Consider the following 15,264-nt stretch of genomic DNA (forward strand, 5'->3'; position numbering starts at 1 on the left):
GTACGACACCCGAAGTGATCCCGAGCCCGCTCGAACTCGGAACACGGGGTGCCGCAGCCGCACGGCCGCCGCCGTGCTGGAACTGCTACCCCCACTTCGGGCGTCGTACCCGACTGTCTCGCCCCCTGATCAGCACCGGCCCCCACCGGCGCTGTTCACAGGGTACGACCGGGGGCGGGCAGCGGAAGGCAATTTGCAGAACTGATTGGCCAGCGCGTTTATGGTGAGCCGTATGTTTCGTATGGAGACAGGAGACGACAAAGACCGGCGTGATCTGCTCCGCCGGCGACTGCGCGACACGAACACACAGGCGTCTCCGATCCTCCGCGCTCTGCGCGGCACCCCTGCCGAACGGGAACTTCCGCTCCACGTCTGGGCCTTGGACGCCGACGGGGCGCTCGCGGGCGGGCTCGTCGGACACACCTGGACGACGTGGCTGCACGTGACGTACCTCTGGGTGGACGCGCCCCACCGCGGCGCGGGCCTCGGCGGCCGGCTCCTCGCCGAGGCCGAGCGCCTCGCCCACGAGGAGCGCGGCTGCCGCAACTCCCGCCTGGAAACCTGGGACTTCCAGGCCCCCGAGTTCTACAGGAAACACGGCTACGAGGTCGTATGCGTGATCCCCGACTACCCGCCGGGGATCACGGAATACACCTTGACCAAGCAGTTGCCCTGAGGCCTTTGCCTTTAGGGGCGCGGGGCTGTCACATCATGCGGCTCCGCCGCGTGGGCGCGCCCAGCCCCCACGGCCCGCAGACGAAAACCGCACCCCGGGGTCAGCTCAGACGCCGGGCGCCCGCCGAGGGCACCGCCGGAAAGACCCGGGGAGCCGTATAACCGGCGGAGCCGAACGCCTCGGTCACCGCCTTCGTCACCGTGTCCACATCCGCCGACTCCACCAGCACGATCGCCGAGCCGCCGAAGCCGCCCCCGGTCATCCGCGCACCCAGCGCCCCCGCGGCATTGGCCGTGGCGACCACCAGATCCAGTTCCTCGCAGGAGATCCGCAGGTCGTCCCGGAGCGAGGCGTGCCCGTCCGTGAGGACAGGACCGATGGCCCGGACATCCCCGGCGTCCAGCAGCGCGATGACCCGTTCCACCCGGTGGTCGTCGGAGACGACGTGGCGGACGTATCGGCGTACGCGCTCGTCCGACAGGCGCGCGAGCGCCGCGTCGAGCTCCTCGTACGCGACATCCCGCAGATGCGAGACCCCGAGCTGCCGCGCGCCCTCCTCGCACCCTTCGCGCCGCTCGGCATACGCCCCGTCGCCCAGCGCGTGCTTCACCCGCGTGTCGACGACCAGCAGCTCCAGCCCCTGGGAGGCCAGATCGAAGGGGACCTGCCGGATGGACAGATCGCGGCAGTCGAGGTGCAGGGCGTGCCCCTCGGTGCAGCACGCGGACGCCGTCTGGTCCATGATCCCGCAGGGCACGCCGACGAAGTCGTTCTCGGCGCGCTGGGCGATGCGGGCCAGTTCGGGCCCGGTGAGGCCGAGTTCGTACAGGTCGTCGAGGGCCAGCGCCGTCACGACCTCCAGAGCGGCGGAGGAGGACAGGCCCGCCCCCGTCGGCACGGTCGAGGCGAGGTGCACGTCCGCGCCCGTCACCGCATGCCCCGTCTCGCGCAGCGCCCACACCACGCCCGCCGGATACGCGGCCCAGCTGGTGTTGGTCAGCGGCGCCAGCTCGTCGACGTGCAGTTCGACGACCGGGCCCTCGATGTCGGCGGAGTGCAGCCGCAGCACCCCGTCCGTGCGCCGGGACACCGCCGCCACCGCCGTGTGCGGCAGGGCGAGCGGCATCACGAACCCCTCGTTGAAGTCCGTGTACTCGCCGATCAGGTTGACCCGCCCCGGCGCCGCCCAGACGCCTTCCGGTGCGGTCCCGTACAGCTCCTCGAACCCCTCGCGAACGCCCACCGAATTACCTACCGCTCCTTGTTCTGAGCGAACGCCCATGCGTCCGCGACGATCCCCGCGAGATCCGCGCGGGACGGGTTCCAGCCGAGCCGCTCGCGCGCGGTCGCCGCCGAGGCGACGAGTACGGCCGGGTCCCCGGCCCGGCGCGGGGCCACGACCTCGGGGATCGGGTGCCCCGTGACCTGGCGGACGGTCTCGATGACCTCGCGGACGGAGAAGCCGTTGCCGTTGCCGAGATTGCAGATGAGGTGCTCACCGGCGGTGGCCGCCTCGACGGCCAGCAAATGCGCCTCCGCCAGGTCCGCCACGTGGATGTAGTCGCGGACGCAGGTGCCGTCCGGCGTCGGGTAGTCGTCGCCGAACACGGAGATCGCGTCCCGCCGTCCCTGCGCGACCTGGAGGACGAGCGGGATGAGGTGCGACTCGGGGTCGTGGCGCTCGCCCTGCGCCCCGTACGCGCCGGCCACGTTGAAGTAGCGCAGCGACACCGCGCCCAGTCCGTGGGCCGCCGCCTCGCCGGTGATCATGTGGTCGACGGCGAGCTTGGAGGCGCCGTAGGGGTTGGTGGGCCTCGTCGGCGCGGACTCGACGATCGGGCTCTGCTCCGGCTCGCCGTACGTGGCGGCCGTGGAGGAGAAGACCAGCTTGCGCACGCCCGCCTCGCGCATCGCCGCGAGCAGCGCCATGGTGCCGCCGACGTTGTTGTCCCAGTACTTCTCGGGCTTCACGACGGACTCGCCGACCTGCGAGAACGCGGCGAAGTGCAGCACGGCGTCGTACGAGGGGTCCAGCCACTTGCCGGCGTCGCGGATGTCGCCCTCGATGAAGGAAGCCCCGGCCGGGACGCCCTCGCGGAAGCCCGTCGACAGGTTGTCGAGGACCGTCACCTCGTGACCGGCCTCGATCAGATGCTGCGCGACCACACTGCCGACATAACCCGCGCCACCCGTGACCAGATACTTCCCACTCATGAACTCGCTACCTCTCGTAGTCGCTGGGCCGCGGCTTCCGGCGGCACGTCGTTGATGAACACGCTCATGCCGGACTCGGAACCCGCGAGGAACTTCAGCTTGCCGGAAGTGCGGCGAATGGTGAAAAGCTCGAGGTGAAGCGCGAAGTCGTCCCTGCTCACACCCTCGAACTCCGCCAGCGCGCCGAACGGCGCCTGGTGCCAGGCGGCGATGTACGGCGTCGGAGGCTCCCCGTCACCGAAGATCCGGTCGAAGCGCCTCAAGAGTTCCAGATAGACCTGGGGGAACTCTGTGCGCGCCTCCTCGTCGAGCCCGAGCAGGTCGGGCACCCGCCGCTTGGGATAGAGGTGGACCTCGTAGGGCCAGTGCGCGGCGTACGGCACGAAGGCGACCCAGCTCTCGGTCTCCAGGACGATCCGGTCGCCCTCGGCCAGTTCGCGTGCGACGACGTCGTCGAAGAGGTTCTGGCCGCCGGTGGCCTCCTTGTGCGCGGCCAGCGAGCGCAGCATCAGGGCCGTACGCGGGGTGGTGAACGGGTAGGCGTAGATCTGCCCGTGCGGGTGGCCGAGGGTGACGCCGATCTCCTCGCCGCGGTTCTCGAAACAGAAGACCTGTTCGACGGAGGGGAGGTGGGACAGCTCCGCCGTGCGGTCCGTCCACGCCTCCAGGACGAGCCCCGCCTGCTCCTCGGTGAGGTCGGCGAAGGACGAGTCGTGGTCGGAGGTGAAGCAGACGACCTCGCAGCGTCCGGAGTCGCCGGCGAGCGAGGGGAAACGATTCTCGAAGACGACCACGTCGTACGAGGAGTCCGGGATCTCGCTCAGCCGGCCGCCCTGCGAGGGGCACAGGGGGCACTCGTTCGCCGGGGGGTGGTAGGTACGCCCCTGGCGGTGCGAGGCGATCGCGACCGAGTCGCCGAGGAGCGGGTCGCGGCGCACCTGGGAGCTGGTGACGGTGGGCTCCAGCGGGCGTCGGTCCACCGCGTCGCGCACCGTGTTGTCGCCCGAGTCGTAGTAGATCAGCTCACGACCGTCAGCAAGCCGGGTCGAGGTCTTCTTCACCGCTGGACTCCTCATCCACACCACACCCAACCATCAAACAGAACCGAACACAACAAACCACAAAGCAACAGGGACGTCAATGCCTGCGGGGGTTTGGGGGGTGTCTGTGAAGCTTGGGCAGCATCGTGGGACTCATGGGGCATGGATACGGGCATGCATGCCCCCACATACCTCGCCGCAGGGCTCCGGCTCCCCACGAACGGGCTCGACTACACGATCCTCGGCATCTACTTCGTCGTCGTGCTCGGCATCGGTTTCGCCGCCAAGGCCTCGGTCAAAACCAGCCTCGACTTCTTCCTCTCCGGGCGGTCACTGCCCGCCTGGATCACCGGCCTCGCGTTCATCTCCGCCAACCTCGGCGCGACCGAGATCCTGGGGATGGCCGCGAACAGCGCGCAGTACGGCGTCTACACCGTGCACTGGTACTGGATCGGCGCGATCCCCGCCATGGTGTTCCTGGGTCTGGTGATGATGCCGTTCTACTACGGCTCGAAGGTCCGCTCGGTCCCGGAGTTCCTGCTCCTGCGCTTCGACAAGGCGGCGCACCTGCTGAGTTCGATCCTGTTCGCCTTCGCGGCGATCCTGATCGCGGGCGTCAACCTGTACTCACTGGCGATCGTGGTCGAGGCGCTGCTCGGCTGGCCGCAGTGGGTGGCGATCGTGATCGCGGGGTTCTTCGTCCTGGCGTACATCACGCTCGGCGGCCTGTCCTCGGCGATCTACAACGAGGTGCTGCAGTTCTTCGTGATCCTCGCGGCCCTGATCCCCATCGCCGCGCTCGGTCTGAAGCGGGTCGGCGGCTGGGACGGTCTGACCCACTCGCTCGACAAGACGCACGGCAGTGACTTCACCACCGCCTGGGGCGGTACGGGCATCGGTCATGTGAACCCGCTGGGCGCGAACTGGCTGACCATCGTCCTCGGACTCGGCTTCGTCCTCTCCTTCGGCTACTGGACGACGAACTTCGCGGAGGTGCAGCGCGCGCTCTCGGCGAAGAACCTGTCGGCGGCCCAGCGCACCCCGCTCATCGCGGCGTTCCCCAAGATCTTCATCGTCTTCCTGGTGATGATCCCGGGCCTGGTGGCGGCGGTCCTGGTGCCCAGGATCGGCACGAACGGCTCGAACCTCCAGTACAACGACGCGGTCCCGTACCTGATGCAGGAACTGCTGCCGAACGGCGTGCTGGGCATCGCGGTGACGGGGCTCCTGGCGGCCTTCATGGCGGGCATGGCGGCCAACGTCTCGTCGTTCAACACGGTGTTCACGTCGGACATCTGGCGGCGGTACGTCGTGACCGACCGGGAGGACTCCTACTACGTCCGCTTCGGCCGCCTGATCACGGTGATCGGCGTCCTGGCGTCGATCGGCACGGCGTTCCTGGCGTCGTCCTTCTCCAACATCATGGCCTATCTGCAGACCCTCTTCTCCTTCTTCAACGTGCCGATGTTCGTGGCCTTCATCGTCGGCATGTTCTGGAAGCGCGCGTCGGCGAAGTCGGGTTTCTGGGGCCTGTTGGCGGGCACGACGGCGGCGATGGTCAATTACTTCGTCATCTACAAGCAGGGGATCATCGCCATCCCCTCCGACCAGGGAGCCAACTTCGTCTCGGCGATCGCGGGCTTCGTGGCCGGCGCGGTGGTGATGGTCGCGGTCTCCCTCTTCACGGCACCCAAACCGGCGGAGGACCTCCAGGGCCTGGTCTACGGCACCGTCTCCCCCGGCATGGCCGAGCCGCCGGCCGTGGGCGACGACGCGTGGTACCGCAGGCCGGCACTGCTGGGCTGGGGCGCGCTGATCCTGGCGGCGGCCTGCTACATCCCGTTCTCGTTCTGACGCAGGAGGCCTGAGCAACCATGTCCGACCACTATTCGGACCGTGATGTCCAGCGCGAGGTCACGGAGCTGGAGCAGCAGTCCGCGACCGCGACCCGCCTCTTCGACATCCGCACCATCATCGGCGGCCTGTTCGTCGTCTACGGCGTCATCGTCACCCTCGCGGGCCTGACCGCCTCCAAGGCCGAACTCGCCAAGGCCCAGGGCGTCAACATCAACCTCTGGACCGGCCTCGGCATGCTCGCCCTCGGCATCTTCTTCCTGCTGTGGCTGTGGCTACGCCCGCTGGCACCGCCCGTGCCGTTGTCCGACGAGGAACGATCGCTCTAGGTGGTCGCCCGTTCACAGTAGAGGGCAGCCCCGTTCACATCATCTCCTCCACGCGCCTGTGACCTGCACCTTTCTTCCCGGCGAGGGCCTCGGCCGCCGTCACGACCCGGAGTGAATAGGACAAATGGAGTTGCCGGTGGCCACGCCGCGAGGCCTCCTGAACTCGGGGATACCTCCCCGGCTTCCTCACTCACACACAAAGAAAGGCGTGGAATGTTCCATTTCAAGCGCTTCGGATCCGCTGTCGCGTCGGCCGCGGCCCTGGCATCCCTGTCCCTGGTCATAGCCCCGGCGGCAATGGCGGCTACGGACCCGCAGCCCGTCACGCCCATCGTCCAGGAGTCCAAGGGCCCGAAGCCCCCGAAGCCTCCGACGACGCCCCCGACGACCCCGCCGCTCTGCGCCACTCTGAGCGGTGAGCTCACCACGCACCTGCAGGCCGCCGCGACGGCTCTGGCCGCCACGCCGACGCCCAACGTCGCCGCGGCCCAGGCGGCAGTCTCCGCAGCCGGGGAAACGGTCGCACGGCTCCGCGCCGCCGGGTGCCTCCCGGAAGCGCCTCCGACGCAGCGGACCTGCGCGGCCCTCGCCGTGCAACTGCAGGCGGACCTGAAGGTCCTCGCCGCCGCGCTGGCGGCCAACCCGCCCGTCCCGGCCAACATCACCGCGGCGCTGAACGCGGTGCTCGCCACCGACGCGCAGCTCTCCGCGGCGTGCACGTGACCGGTCGTTCACCGTGCACCGTGTCGGTGACTCACACGGTTGACATCGCGGTCTGAGCGTGTGGCGTCGTGGCGTTGGGTTCGGCGGTACTTCACCGTCGAACCCAACGCTTTTTGGGCACTCGATCGACCCGCCACACCCTCGACAGGGTGACTACGTGGGCCGAGGGTCTTGCGTACTCCCCAGCACCGCCGTCACCGGCCCCGCCCGGTCCAGCAGCCCCGTCCGCGCGGCCAGGGCGGCCGCCTCCAGCCGCGACCCCACCCCCAGCTTCATCAGCACCCGCTGGACATGGGTCCTGGCGGTCGACGGGGCTATCCCCATACCGGCCGCGATGAGCCTCGTGTCCTCCCCGTCCGCGACCCTCACCAGGACCTCCACCTCGCGTGGGGTGAGCATCTGCAGGAGCCGCTGGCCCTCGTCGTCCGGTTGGGCGGCGGGGTTCAGCAGCTCGCTGAAGGCGCCCTGGAGCAGGGCGGGGGCGACCGCCGCCTCACCCGCCCTCGCCTTCATGATGGCGCGCTCGACTCCCTCTATCCGCTCGTCGTGGCGTACGTAGCCCGACGCGCCCGCGGCGAACGCGGCGGCGATGCCGCGCGGGTTCGGGACCGGCCCCAGAACCAGGACCGCCACCTGCGGACGCTCCCGCTTGATCCTGATCACCGGGTCGAAGATTCCCGGCTCGGCGGGTGTCGCCGTGCCGATCAGGCACACCTCCGGTGCCCTGGTGATCACCAGCTCCGCCGCTCCCGCGGCGGGCGCCGCCGCGGCAAGCACCCGGTGCCCCCGCAGTTTCAACGCCGAGGCCAACGCCTCGGCGAGCAGTCGGTGGTCGTCGACCACCATGAGCCGCACTCCCATCGAGCAACCCCCCAGTCCCCCCAAGCATCCCCACTGGTTCCCCGTGGATTAGGAGCCCCCCGGCTCTCCATCCCCCGGAAGCTACACGCTTGTTCGACGTTGCGCTTCCCCTACTGGTGAGAAGTGCCCCGGAATATCGAAATTCCTCGCATTCGGGAGTGATGAGGGGTAAGCGAACGGCCCCGTCCCTGAGCTGGGACGGGGCCATGGTCAAAAGAAGTTGACCTACTGCGTGCCGAACGCGATCGCCAGGTACTCCTTCTGGGAGGTGCTGTACGGCTTGTGGGCGTAGATCGCGGACATATACAGGTGGCCCTCGCTGTAAAGGATCTCGGCGTAGTCCGGGAGCATGCTCGTCTCCGCGTCGCGGATCGCCTCGGTCGCCGGGTTCTCCAGGAGCTTGGTCTCCTTGAAGGAGGTGCCGTCGATGCTCACGATCTGACCGCCCTTGTCGTAGGGCGGACGCTTGTACGCGAGGAGGTTGCCGCCGTCCATGCGCAGCGGGGAGATGTCGTAGCCGTCGCCCGCGTCCGCACGCTGGCCGGTCTGCTTGCCGGTGCCCAGGTCGAAGGCGACGATCTCGTTGATCCGGCCGGACTGGCCGCCGTCGTGCTGCTCGGTCGGGATGTAGAGCCTGTCGTTGCCGACCACCAGTTTCGCGCAGCCCTCGATCCTGGTGATGCCGTCGCACTTGGCGGCGTAGGTCTTGCCCGGCGCGGAGATCCTGGTGCGCAGCCGGCCGGTCTTGTTGTCGATGGAGAAGAAGTCCGAGATGCCGCTGCCGTCACCGGCGGAGTCGCCGACGTCGGCGGCCACGACCAGCGGGTCGGTCGACACGACGCTCGCGTACTCGATGCCGGGCGACATCTTGTACTCCGAGATCACCTTCCCGGACGTCGGGTCGATGGTCTGGATGTGCAACTGCCGCGTACTGCCGTACTCGCCGCACTTGCGGACCGCGACCAGCTTGTCGCCGCCGCCGTACCCGGCGTCGTAGCAGCTGTCCGTGGGCTTGGGTGCCCACAGCGCCTTGCCGGTGGAGATGTCGAACGCGGCGCCACCGCTGGTGCTGCCCACGGCGACGGTGTTCGCGCTGGTGGTGACGTTGTTGAGGCTGATCTTCTGGTCACCGGACTTGACCGACTTCGTCCACAGCAGCTTGCCCGCGGCGAGGTCGAGGGCGGAGACCTCGCTGCAGCCGTGGGAAGGCTTCGCCTTGGTCGGCATGGCGGGCTCGTAGACGATCGCGGTCCGGCCGGCGTCGGTGGTGTGGCGGCTGGCGGTGCACACCGGGCCGGGGAGTTTGATCGTCCAGGCCTTGGCGCCGGAGTCGGGGTCGTAGCCATTGATCTCGGCGTCGCCGCTCTTGGCGTACACCTTGTCGGTGAGCCAGGAGCCGACGGTGGACACGCTGGTCTCGGCGGGCACGGCGGGCGCGGGGACCTGGAAGAGGACCTTGGAGCCGGTGTTGGCGGGGACCTTCTCCTTGCCGGTGGAACCGGTGGTCTTGTCGCCGCCCGAGCCGCCCTTGCCTCCAGTGCCGCCGCTCGTACCGGAGGAGTTGTTCTTGCTGTCGTCCTTGCCGGAGCTCGCGTACCAGACCCCGCCGCCGATGATCAGCGCGACGGCCACGACGGCCGCCACGATGATGACCACCTGGCTGTTCGGCTTCCGCCCGCCGCCCCCGCCCTGGGGAACCTGCGGCTGCATCGGGTAGGTCGGCGGCTGCTGCGGATAGCCGTAGCCGTACGGGGGTCCCGGGGGCTGCGCGGGCTGCTGGCCGGGGTAGCCGTAGCCCGGCTGGGCCGGGGGCCCCGGCGGGGGTGCCTGCTGCGGGTAGCCGTAACCGGGACCCTGCGGAGGCTGCGGGGCGCCGAACCCACCCGGCGGCGGAGCCTGCGGCGCACCGAACCCACCCGGCGGCGGAGCCTGCGGCGCACCGAACCCACCCGGCGGAGGGTCCTGCGGCGCGCCGAAGCCATCCTGTGGCGGCTGGTTCGGCGGTGGTGGGGGCGGCGGCTGGCTCATGACGTGTCTACCTCGGATGCGGATGCGTTGGGGACGGAGATGCGCGAGACGAAGAAGGTGGCGAACGGGGCGAAGGTGGCGTGAGCGTCCGTCACTTGCCGTAGGCCAGCATCAACTTCTCCTTCGACTGGTCGTTGCCCGTCAGCCGGGTGGTGGAGATGTAGAAGCGCCCGTCCACGTAGTCGACCGCCTTCGAGAAGAAGCCGTTCTCCACCGACGCCGTGCCCTGCGGGTTCTGCAGCAGCTTGGTGGTCTTGTGGCTGCTTCCGGTAGTGGGGATCGACACGATCTGCCCACCGGCGTCGTACGACGGCTCGACGTACGCGATCAGCCGCGTGCCGTCCATCTTCAGCGGCAGCATCGACTCGGCGGCCGGAGACTTGACGCGCCACTTCTCCTTGCCGGTCGACAGGTCGAAGGCGACGATCTCGTTGGCGCCGCTCTTCGCGTCGGTCGGCAGATAGAGCGTGTTCGCGTCGGCGGCGGTGCCGAAACAGCCCGTCAGGTCGCGGTCGAGGATGGCGAAACCGCACTCGGGCCTGAAGGCGTCGCTGCTCTTGAGCTGCGAGCGGACGGCACCGTTGTCCTTGAACGTGGTGACGTTGACCTTCTTCTGGTCCTTGTTGGTCATGTAGATGACGACGGGGTCGGCGGAGTACGTGCGCTCGACCGTCCAGCCCTTGGGTATCTTCGTGGTCCACTTGGCCTTGCCGGTGGCCGGGTCCAGCTGCTGCACCTCGTCGTGCTCGGTGTCGGTGGCGGCACCGCAGGAGGCGACGGACAGCAGCTTGGCGCCGCCCGCGAACGCGGCCGGGTAGCAGGCCTGGCCGTAGTTCTTCTTGTCCCAGAGCTTCTTGCCGCTGGTGATGTCGTACGCCGTGCCGGACTGCGAGCGACCGACCATCAGCGTCTTGCCGGTGACCGACAGTTCGATGGTGAGCGTGCTGTCGAAGAGCGCTCCGTCGGCGACCTTGCCGCTCCAGCCCTTGGCCCCGGAGTCGAGGTCTATCTGCTGGAGCTGGTTGCACTTGGCGTTGTCGCCGGCACCGCTCTTGTACGCCACGACGACCTTGTCGTCGGACGTCTTCTGCGGGGTGACCGCGCAGATCGGCTGCGGGAACGTGATCGGGTCCCAACTGGGCTTGCCGTCCCCGACGTTGTACGCGAACACCTGCGTGTACGCGGCCTTCACCGCCGCCTTGTCGGTGATCCACAGGCCGGGGGCGTCGGCGCCGGAACCGGGCGCGTCGGGCGCCTGCTTGTACCAGAGCACCTTCGCCTCACCGGCCTGGCGGCCCGCGTTGAGGTTCTCGGGGTCCCCGCCACCGTTGCCGCTGCCGTCACCGGGGTTGACCGGATCGGCGGAAGAGGAGGCCTTCCCGCCCTTGCTGTCCTGGGCGACCGGCTTCTTGCCGTCGTCGCCGCCCCCGCCGCTGACGGCCCAGACCGTCCCGCCGACGGCGAGCAGCGCGGCCACGGCGGCGCCGACGACCATGGCCGGGCGGCCCTTGAAGGGACTATTGGAACCACCGGGAGGAGGCGGAAGGGTACCCGGGCCGCCGGGGCCGCCGGGATACTGCGCCTGGCCCGGGTAGCCGTACCCGGACCCATATCCGGGCTGCTGACCGTATGCGGGCTGCTGACCGTACGGGCCGGGCTGCGCGTACGGGCCGGGCTGGGCGTACGGCCCCGGCTGCTGCGGCGGTTGTGCGTACGGGCCCGTCGGCTGCTGTGGCGGTTGTGCGTACGGGCCGGGTTGGGCGTAGGGCCCGGGCTGCTGCGGATATCCGTAACCGGGTGCCGGCGGACCGGCGGGCGGAGGAGGCGTGCCCTGGGGCGTGTTGGGGGGTGCGCCGAACCCTCCCTGCGCCGGTGCCGCCGGTGGAACCGGTGGCGTCGACGGCGTCGGTGGCTGGTCCTGCGGTGCTCCGAAGCCACCCTGCGGCGGCTCACTCGGCGGCTGACTCATCAGCGCGTTCCCCCTAGTTCACTGATGTGGCGCCCCACCGGCGGCGCGGTCGGCGGCGCCGATTTCGCGCCACACCGGTGGTTCTCAGACTGTTCTCAGACGGACCTTTCTATCACTCTGGAGACCGCGAACAAGGGGCCGGTACTCCCCCTGTTCCCAAGGGAGGACCGGCCCGTGATGCCCTCGTTATGCGCCTTCACGCCCCCTTCACGGGACGCGCGCGCCACCTGCCAGGGGCTTACGCGTCCTCGGCGAGCTCCAGCCAGCGCAGCTCCAGTTCCTCGCGCTCACCGATCAACTGACGCAGTTCGGCGTCGAGTTTGGCGACCTTCTCGAAGTCCGTCGCGTTGTCGGCGATTTGGGTGTGGAGCTTGCTCTCCTTCTCGGAGATCTTGTCGAGCTGACGCTCGATCTTCTGCAGCTCCTTCTTCGCGGCGCGGGCGTCGGCGGAGGAGGCGGCCCTGGCGGACGGCGCGGGCGCGGCGGCGAGCACGGCGGCCGCGGCGACCTCCTCCATGCGCTTGCGCCGCTCCAGGTACTCGTCGATCCCGCGCGGCAGCATCCGCAGGGTGCCGTCACCGAGGAGCGCGAACACGTTGTCCGTCGTGCGCTCGATGAAGAACCGGTCGTGGGAGATCACGATCATCGAGCCGGGCCAGCCGTCGAGCAGGTCCTCCAGCTGGGTCAGCGTCTCGATGTCGAGGTCGTTGGTGGGCTCGTCGAGGAAGAGGACGTTCGGTTCGTCCATGAGCAGCCGCAGCAGCTGAAGCCGCCGCCGCTCACCACCGCTGAGGTCCCCGACGGGCGTCCACTGCTTCTCCTTGTTGAAGCCGAACGTCTCGCAGAGCTGCCCCGCGGTCAGCTCGCGTCCCGTGCCCAGGTCGACCCGGTCACGGACGGCCTGCACGGCCTGCAGCACCCGCCAGGTCGGGTCGAGCTCGGCGACCTCCTGCGACAGATAGGCGAGCTTGACGGTCTTGCCGGTGCTGATCCGCCCGGCGACGGGCTGCGTCTCCCCCTCGCTGCGGGCGGCCTCGGCCATGGCGCGCAGAAGGGAGGTCTTGCCGGCTCCGTTCACACCCACGAGCCCGACCCGGTCGCCGGGCCCGAGCTGCCAGGTGAGGTGCTTGAGCAGGACCTTCGGGCCCGCCTGCACCGTCACGTCCTCAAGATCGAAGACCGTCTTGCCCAGGCGCGAGCTGGCGAACTTCATCAGCTCGCTCTTGTCGCGGGGCGGCGGCACGTCCGCGATCAGCTCGTTGGCGGCCTCGACGCGGAAGCGCGGCTTGGAGGTACGGGCGGGGGCGCCGCGCCGCAGCCAGGCCAGCTCCTTGCGCACCAGGTTCTGCCGCTTGACCTCCTCGGTGGCGGCGATGCGCTCACGCTCCGCGCGCGCGAAGACGTAGTCGGAGTACCCGCCCTCGTACTCGTACACCGCGCCCTTCTGCACGTCCCACATACGGGTGCAGACCTGGTCGAGGAACCACCGGTCGTGGGTCACGCACACCAGCGCCGACCGCCGCTCCCGCAGGTGCTGGGCGAGCCAGGCGATGCCCTCCACGTCCAGGTGGTTGGTGGGCTCGTCGAGGATGATCAGGTCCTGCTCCTCGATGAGCAGCTTGGCGAGCGCGATACGGCGGCGCTCACCGCCGGAGAGCGGGCCGATCACCGTGTCGAGCCCCTGTGGGAACCCCGGCAGGTCAAGGCCGCCGAACAGTCCCGTCAGGACGTCCCTGATCTTGGCGTTGCCCGCCCACTCGTGGTCGGCGAGGTCACGGATGACCTCGTGCCGGACGGTGGCGGTGGGATCGAGGGAGTCGTGCTGGGTCAGCACTCCCAGATGCAGCCCGCCGGAGTGCGTGACACGGCCGGTGTCGGCCTCCTCCAGCTTGGCGAGCATGCGGATGAGGGTGGTCTTGCCGTCGCCGTTCCGCCCGACCACACCGATCCGGTCGCCCTCGCTGACGCCGAGGGAGACTCCGTCGAGCAGGGCACGGGTGCCGTACACCTTGCTGACGGACTCGACATTGACCAGGTTGACGGCCATTTCTCTCCTGAACAAGGGGGACGATCGACCCTCAAGGGTAGTCCGGCTCCCTCACCTCCCGAGCCACACGGGTGGGTGCTTCGGCGGACAACGCACCGCCCCGCATATTTACGCGGGCGCGGCCGCAGGCCGCCCACGTCCCGCCCGCTCCACCAGCAGCCACCCCACGAGTGTCATCGCCACGGCGACCGGAGCCGTCACCCGCACCGCGATCAGTACCGCCGTACGCCCTTCCAGCAACCCGCCGAACCCGACCATGGAGAGCCCCAGCACCCCGAAGAGGCACAGCGTCACGCCGAGCACGGCGGCCGGCCGCGCGCCCGCGGGCGACACCCCCGGCTCCCCCAGGACCACGGCGGAGGGCTGTTCGAACCTCCGGAACACGGTGACGAGCAGGGCCGTCACCCCACCGGCCACCACCACCCGCACCGGCACCTGGGCCCACCACACCCCCGTCGCGGGCTCCGGCAGCCGTACGCCGAGGGCCAGCAGCGCCCCGTACACGCCGAGCATCGCGGTGAGGTGCCACAGGAAGGCGGTCATGGACACGCCGTTCGCCGCGACGACCGCACGCCACACCCGTGGCCGGCGCAGCCACCGCCGCGCGGGGCCCCGCAGCGACTCCACCCCGCCGACCAGCCACAGCCCGTGGCACAGCAGCGCGAAGGTGGGCGGCGCCATGTTGGAGATCTTCTCGCCGGGCATCCCCACCATGGACAGCGGATACGGCCCGTACGCCACCAGCAGCACCACCCCGGCGAGCCCGGCGCCCGCGAGGAGGTAGGGGCGTCGCAGCTTCCCGTCCGCGCGCAGGAATCCGAGCTGGTGGACGGCGAGCCAGACGAAGGCGAAGTTCAGGAACTCGACGTACGGCACCCCGAACCCGAACCGCAGCAGGTCCACGAGCCCGGCCGCGGCGACGAGCCCGCCGAACGCGCCCCACCCGTACCGCTCGTGCAGCCGTAGCAGCGGCGGGGTGAAGGCCACCATCGCCAGATAGATCCCTATGAACCACAGCGGTTGGGCGACGAGTCGCAGCGACACGTCCAGCAACCCGCCCTTTCTGCCCGCGAGTTGCAGAGCGAGCGCGAGCGCTCCCCACACGCCGATGAACACCACGGTCGGCCGCAGCAGCCGCTGCAACCGGGCGCGCAGGAACACGGAGTAGAGAGCCCCTCCTCCGTTCTCTCCCTGCTCCCCGTTCTCTCCGTTCTCTCCGTGTTCCCCGGCCTTGCGCCGCAGCGAGCGGTACGACAGCGCGTGCGAGAAGCCGCCGACGAAGAAGAAGACGGGCATGACCTGGAGGGCCCAGGTGAGCAGTTGGAGGCGGGGCTCCACGGCGAGCAGGTTTCCGACCTCGGCCCGTCCGTCGCCGCGCACCGACACGGCGGCCATCAGCCAGTGCCCGAGCACCACCGTGCCGAGGGAGGCGACCCGCAGCAGGTCGACGTACTTGTCGCGCGAGGCGGGTGTGGCCGCGGCGAGGGCGTGAGCGCTTGATGCCATACGAGTACGGTCGCGCC

Annotated in this window: 12 protein-coding genes; 4 read left to right on the top strand and 8 right to left on the bottom strand. The window is 69.6% G+C overall.

The features are described 5' to 3' along the window. Positions 1 to 220: 220 nt before the first annotated feature. On the top strand, positions 221 to 676 hold the full coding sequence (locus tag OG798_RS24050) for a GNAT family N-acetyltransferase (RefSeq protein ID WP_183127299.1): 456 nt from the start codon (positions 221 to 223) through the stop codon (positions 674 to 676). Between the two features lie 100 nt (positions 677 to 776). Here the strand turns inward: OG798_RS24050 and galK are convergent, their stop codons facing one another. Genes galK through galT form a run of 3 tightly spaced genes read right to left on the bottom strand, consistent with a single transcriptional unit; the run spans position 777 to position 3,951 of the window. Beyond that, positions 777 to 1,919: a galactokinase gene (galK, locus tag OG798_RS24055; protein ID WP_121415907.1), complete on the bottom strand. Its 1,143-nt coding sequence runs from the start codon at positions 1,917 to 1,919 to the stop codon at positions 777 to 779. Positions 1,920 to 1,927: 8 nt separating this feature from the next. Next, on the bottom strand, positions 1,928 to 2,890 hold the full coding sequence (gene galE / locus OG798_RS24060; protein WP_095854200.1) for a UDP-glucose 4-epimerase GalE: 963 nt from the start codon (positions 2,888 to 2,890) through the stop codon (positions 1,928 to 1,930). Then, positions 2,887 to 3,951, bottom strand: a complete 1,065-nt coding sequence (gene galT, locus OG798_RS24065; RefSeq protein WP_095854199.1) for a galactose-1-phosphate uridylyltransferase — start codon at positions 3,949 to 3,951, stop codon at positions 2,887 to 2,889. The genes galE and galT overlap by 4 nt, the downstream gene beginning before the upstream one ends. A gap of 153 nt (positions 3,952 to 4,104) precedes the next feature. Here galT and OG798_RS24070 point away from each other — a divergent pair, with 153 nt between their 5' ends. From OG798_RS24070 to OG798_RS24080, 3 genes are all read left to right on the top strand, one after another. Beyond that, positions 4,105 to 5,784: a sodium:solute symporter family protein gene (locus tag OG798_RS24070; protein ID WP_183127297.1), complete on the top strand. Its 1,680-nt coding sequence runs from the start codon at positions 4,105 to 4,107 to the stop codon at positions 5,782 to 5,784. Between the two features lie 20 nt (positions 5,785 to 5,804). Further along, entirely contained in the window at positions 5,805 to 6,113 is a 309-nt protein-coding gene (locus OG798_RS24075) for a hypothetical protein (RefSeq protein WP_095854198.1), read from the top strand. 213 nt (positions 6,114 to 6,326) lie between these two features. Beyond that, entirely contained in the window at positions 6,327 to 6,836 is a 510-nt protein-coding gene (locus OG798_RS24080) for a hypothetical protein (protein WP_095854197.1), read from the top strand. Between the two features lie 153 nt (positions 6,837 to 6,989). Here the strand turns inward: OG798_RS24080 and OG798_RS24085 are convergent, their stop codons facing one another. The 5 genes from OG798_RS24085 to OG798_RS24105 all read right to left on the bottom strand — a co-directional run bounded on the left by OG798_RS24085 (position 6,990) and on the right by OG798_RS24105 (position 15,247). Further along, positions 6,990 to 7,697, bottom strand: a complete 708-nt coding sequence (locus OG798_RS24085) for a helix-turn-helix transcriptional regulator (protein ID WP_121415904.1) — start codon at positions 7,695 to 7,697, stop codon at positions 6,990 to 6,992. A 225-nt stretch (positions 7,698 to 7,922) separates the two neighbouring features. Then, positions 7,923 to 9,725 carry an outer membrane protein assembly factor BamB family protein gene (locus OG798_RS24090; RefSeq protein WP_121415903.1) on the bottom strand — a complete coding sequence of 601 codons (1,803 nt, stop codon included), beginning with the start codon at positions 9,723 to 9,725 and terminating at the stop codon, positions 7,923 to 7,925. Between the two features lie 91 nt (positions 9,726 to 9,816). Next, positions 9,817 to 11,694: an outer membrane protein assembly factor BamB family protein gene (locus OG798_RS24095; RefSeq protein ID WP_328757653.1), complete on the bottom strand. Its 1,878-nt coding sequence runs from the start codon at positions 11,692 to 11,694 to the stop codon at positions 9,817 to 9,819. A gap of 238 nt (positions 11,695 to 11,932) precedes the next feature. Further along, a complete protein-coding gene (locus OG798_RS24100) occupies positions 11,933 to 13,741 on the bottom strand; it encodes an ABC-F family ATP-binding cassette domain-containing protein (RefSeq protein ID WP_095854193.1) in 1,809 nt (602 codons plus the stop codon). Positions 13,742 to 13,849: 108 nt separating this feature from the next. Beyond that, positions 13,850 to 15,247 carry an acyltransferase family protein gene (locus OG798_RS24105; RefSeq protein WP_267062058.1) on the bottom strand — a complete coding sequence of 466 codons (1,398 nt, stop codon included), beginning with the start codon at positions 15,245 to 15,247 and terminating at the stop codon, positions 13,850 to 13,852. Positions 15,248 to 15,264: the final 17 nt, after the last annotated feature.

The sequence above is a fragment of the Streptomyces sp. NBC_00271 genome (genome assembly GCF_036178845.1).
In the GTDB taxonomy this organism is placed as follows: Bacteria; Actinomycetota; Actinomycetes; order Streptomycetales; family Streptomycetaceae; genus Streptomyces.

What these genes read in the sequence shown, in the direction of transcription:
- OG798_RS24080 (WP_095854197.1), top strand. Translation starts at nt 6,327, where the DNA reads ATGTTCCATTTCAAGCGCTTCGGATCCGCTGTCGCGTCGGCCGCGGCC.
- OG798_RS24075 (WP_095854198.1), top strand. Translation starts at nt 5,805, where the DNA reads ATGTCCGACCACTATTCGGACCGTGATGTCCAGCGCGAGGTCACGGAG.
- galE (WP_095854200.1), bottom strand. Translation starts at nt 2,890, where the DNA reads ATGAGTGGGAAGTATCTGGTCACGGGTGGCGCGGGTTATGTCGGCAGT.
- OG798_RS24085 (WP_121415904.1), bottom strand. Translation starts at nt 7,697, where the DNA reads ATGGGAGTGCGGCTCATGGTGGTCGACGACCACCGACTGCTCGCCGAG.
- OG798_RS24105 (WP_267062058.1), bottom strand. Translation starts at nt 15,247, where the DNA reads ATGGCATCAAGCGCTCACGCCCTCGCCGCGGCCACACCCGCCTCGCGC.
- OG798_RS24050 (WP_183127299.1), top strand. Translation starts at nt 221, where the DNA reads ATGGTGAGCCGTATGTTTCGTATGGAGACAGGAGACGACAAAGACCGG.
- OG798_RS24090 (WP_121415903.1), bottom strand. Translation starts at nt 9,725, where the DNA reads ATGAGCCAGCCGCCGCCCCCACCACCGCCGAACCAGCCGCCACAGGAT.
- OG798_RS24100 (WP_095854193.1), bottom strand. Translation starts at nt 13,741, where the DNA reads ATGGCCGTCAACCTGGTCAATGTCGAGTCCGTCAGCAAGGTGTACGGC.
- OG798_RS24070 (WP_183127297.1), top strand. Translation starts at nt 4,105, where the DNA reads ATGCATGCCCCCACATACCTCGCCGCAGGGCTCCGGCTCCCCACGAAC.
- OG798_RS24095 (WP_328757653.1), bottom strand. Translation starts at nt 11,694, where the DNA reads ATGAGTCAGCCGCCGAGTGAGCCGCCGCAGGGTGGCTTCGGAGCACCG.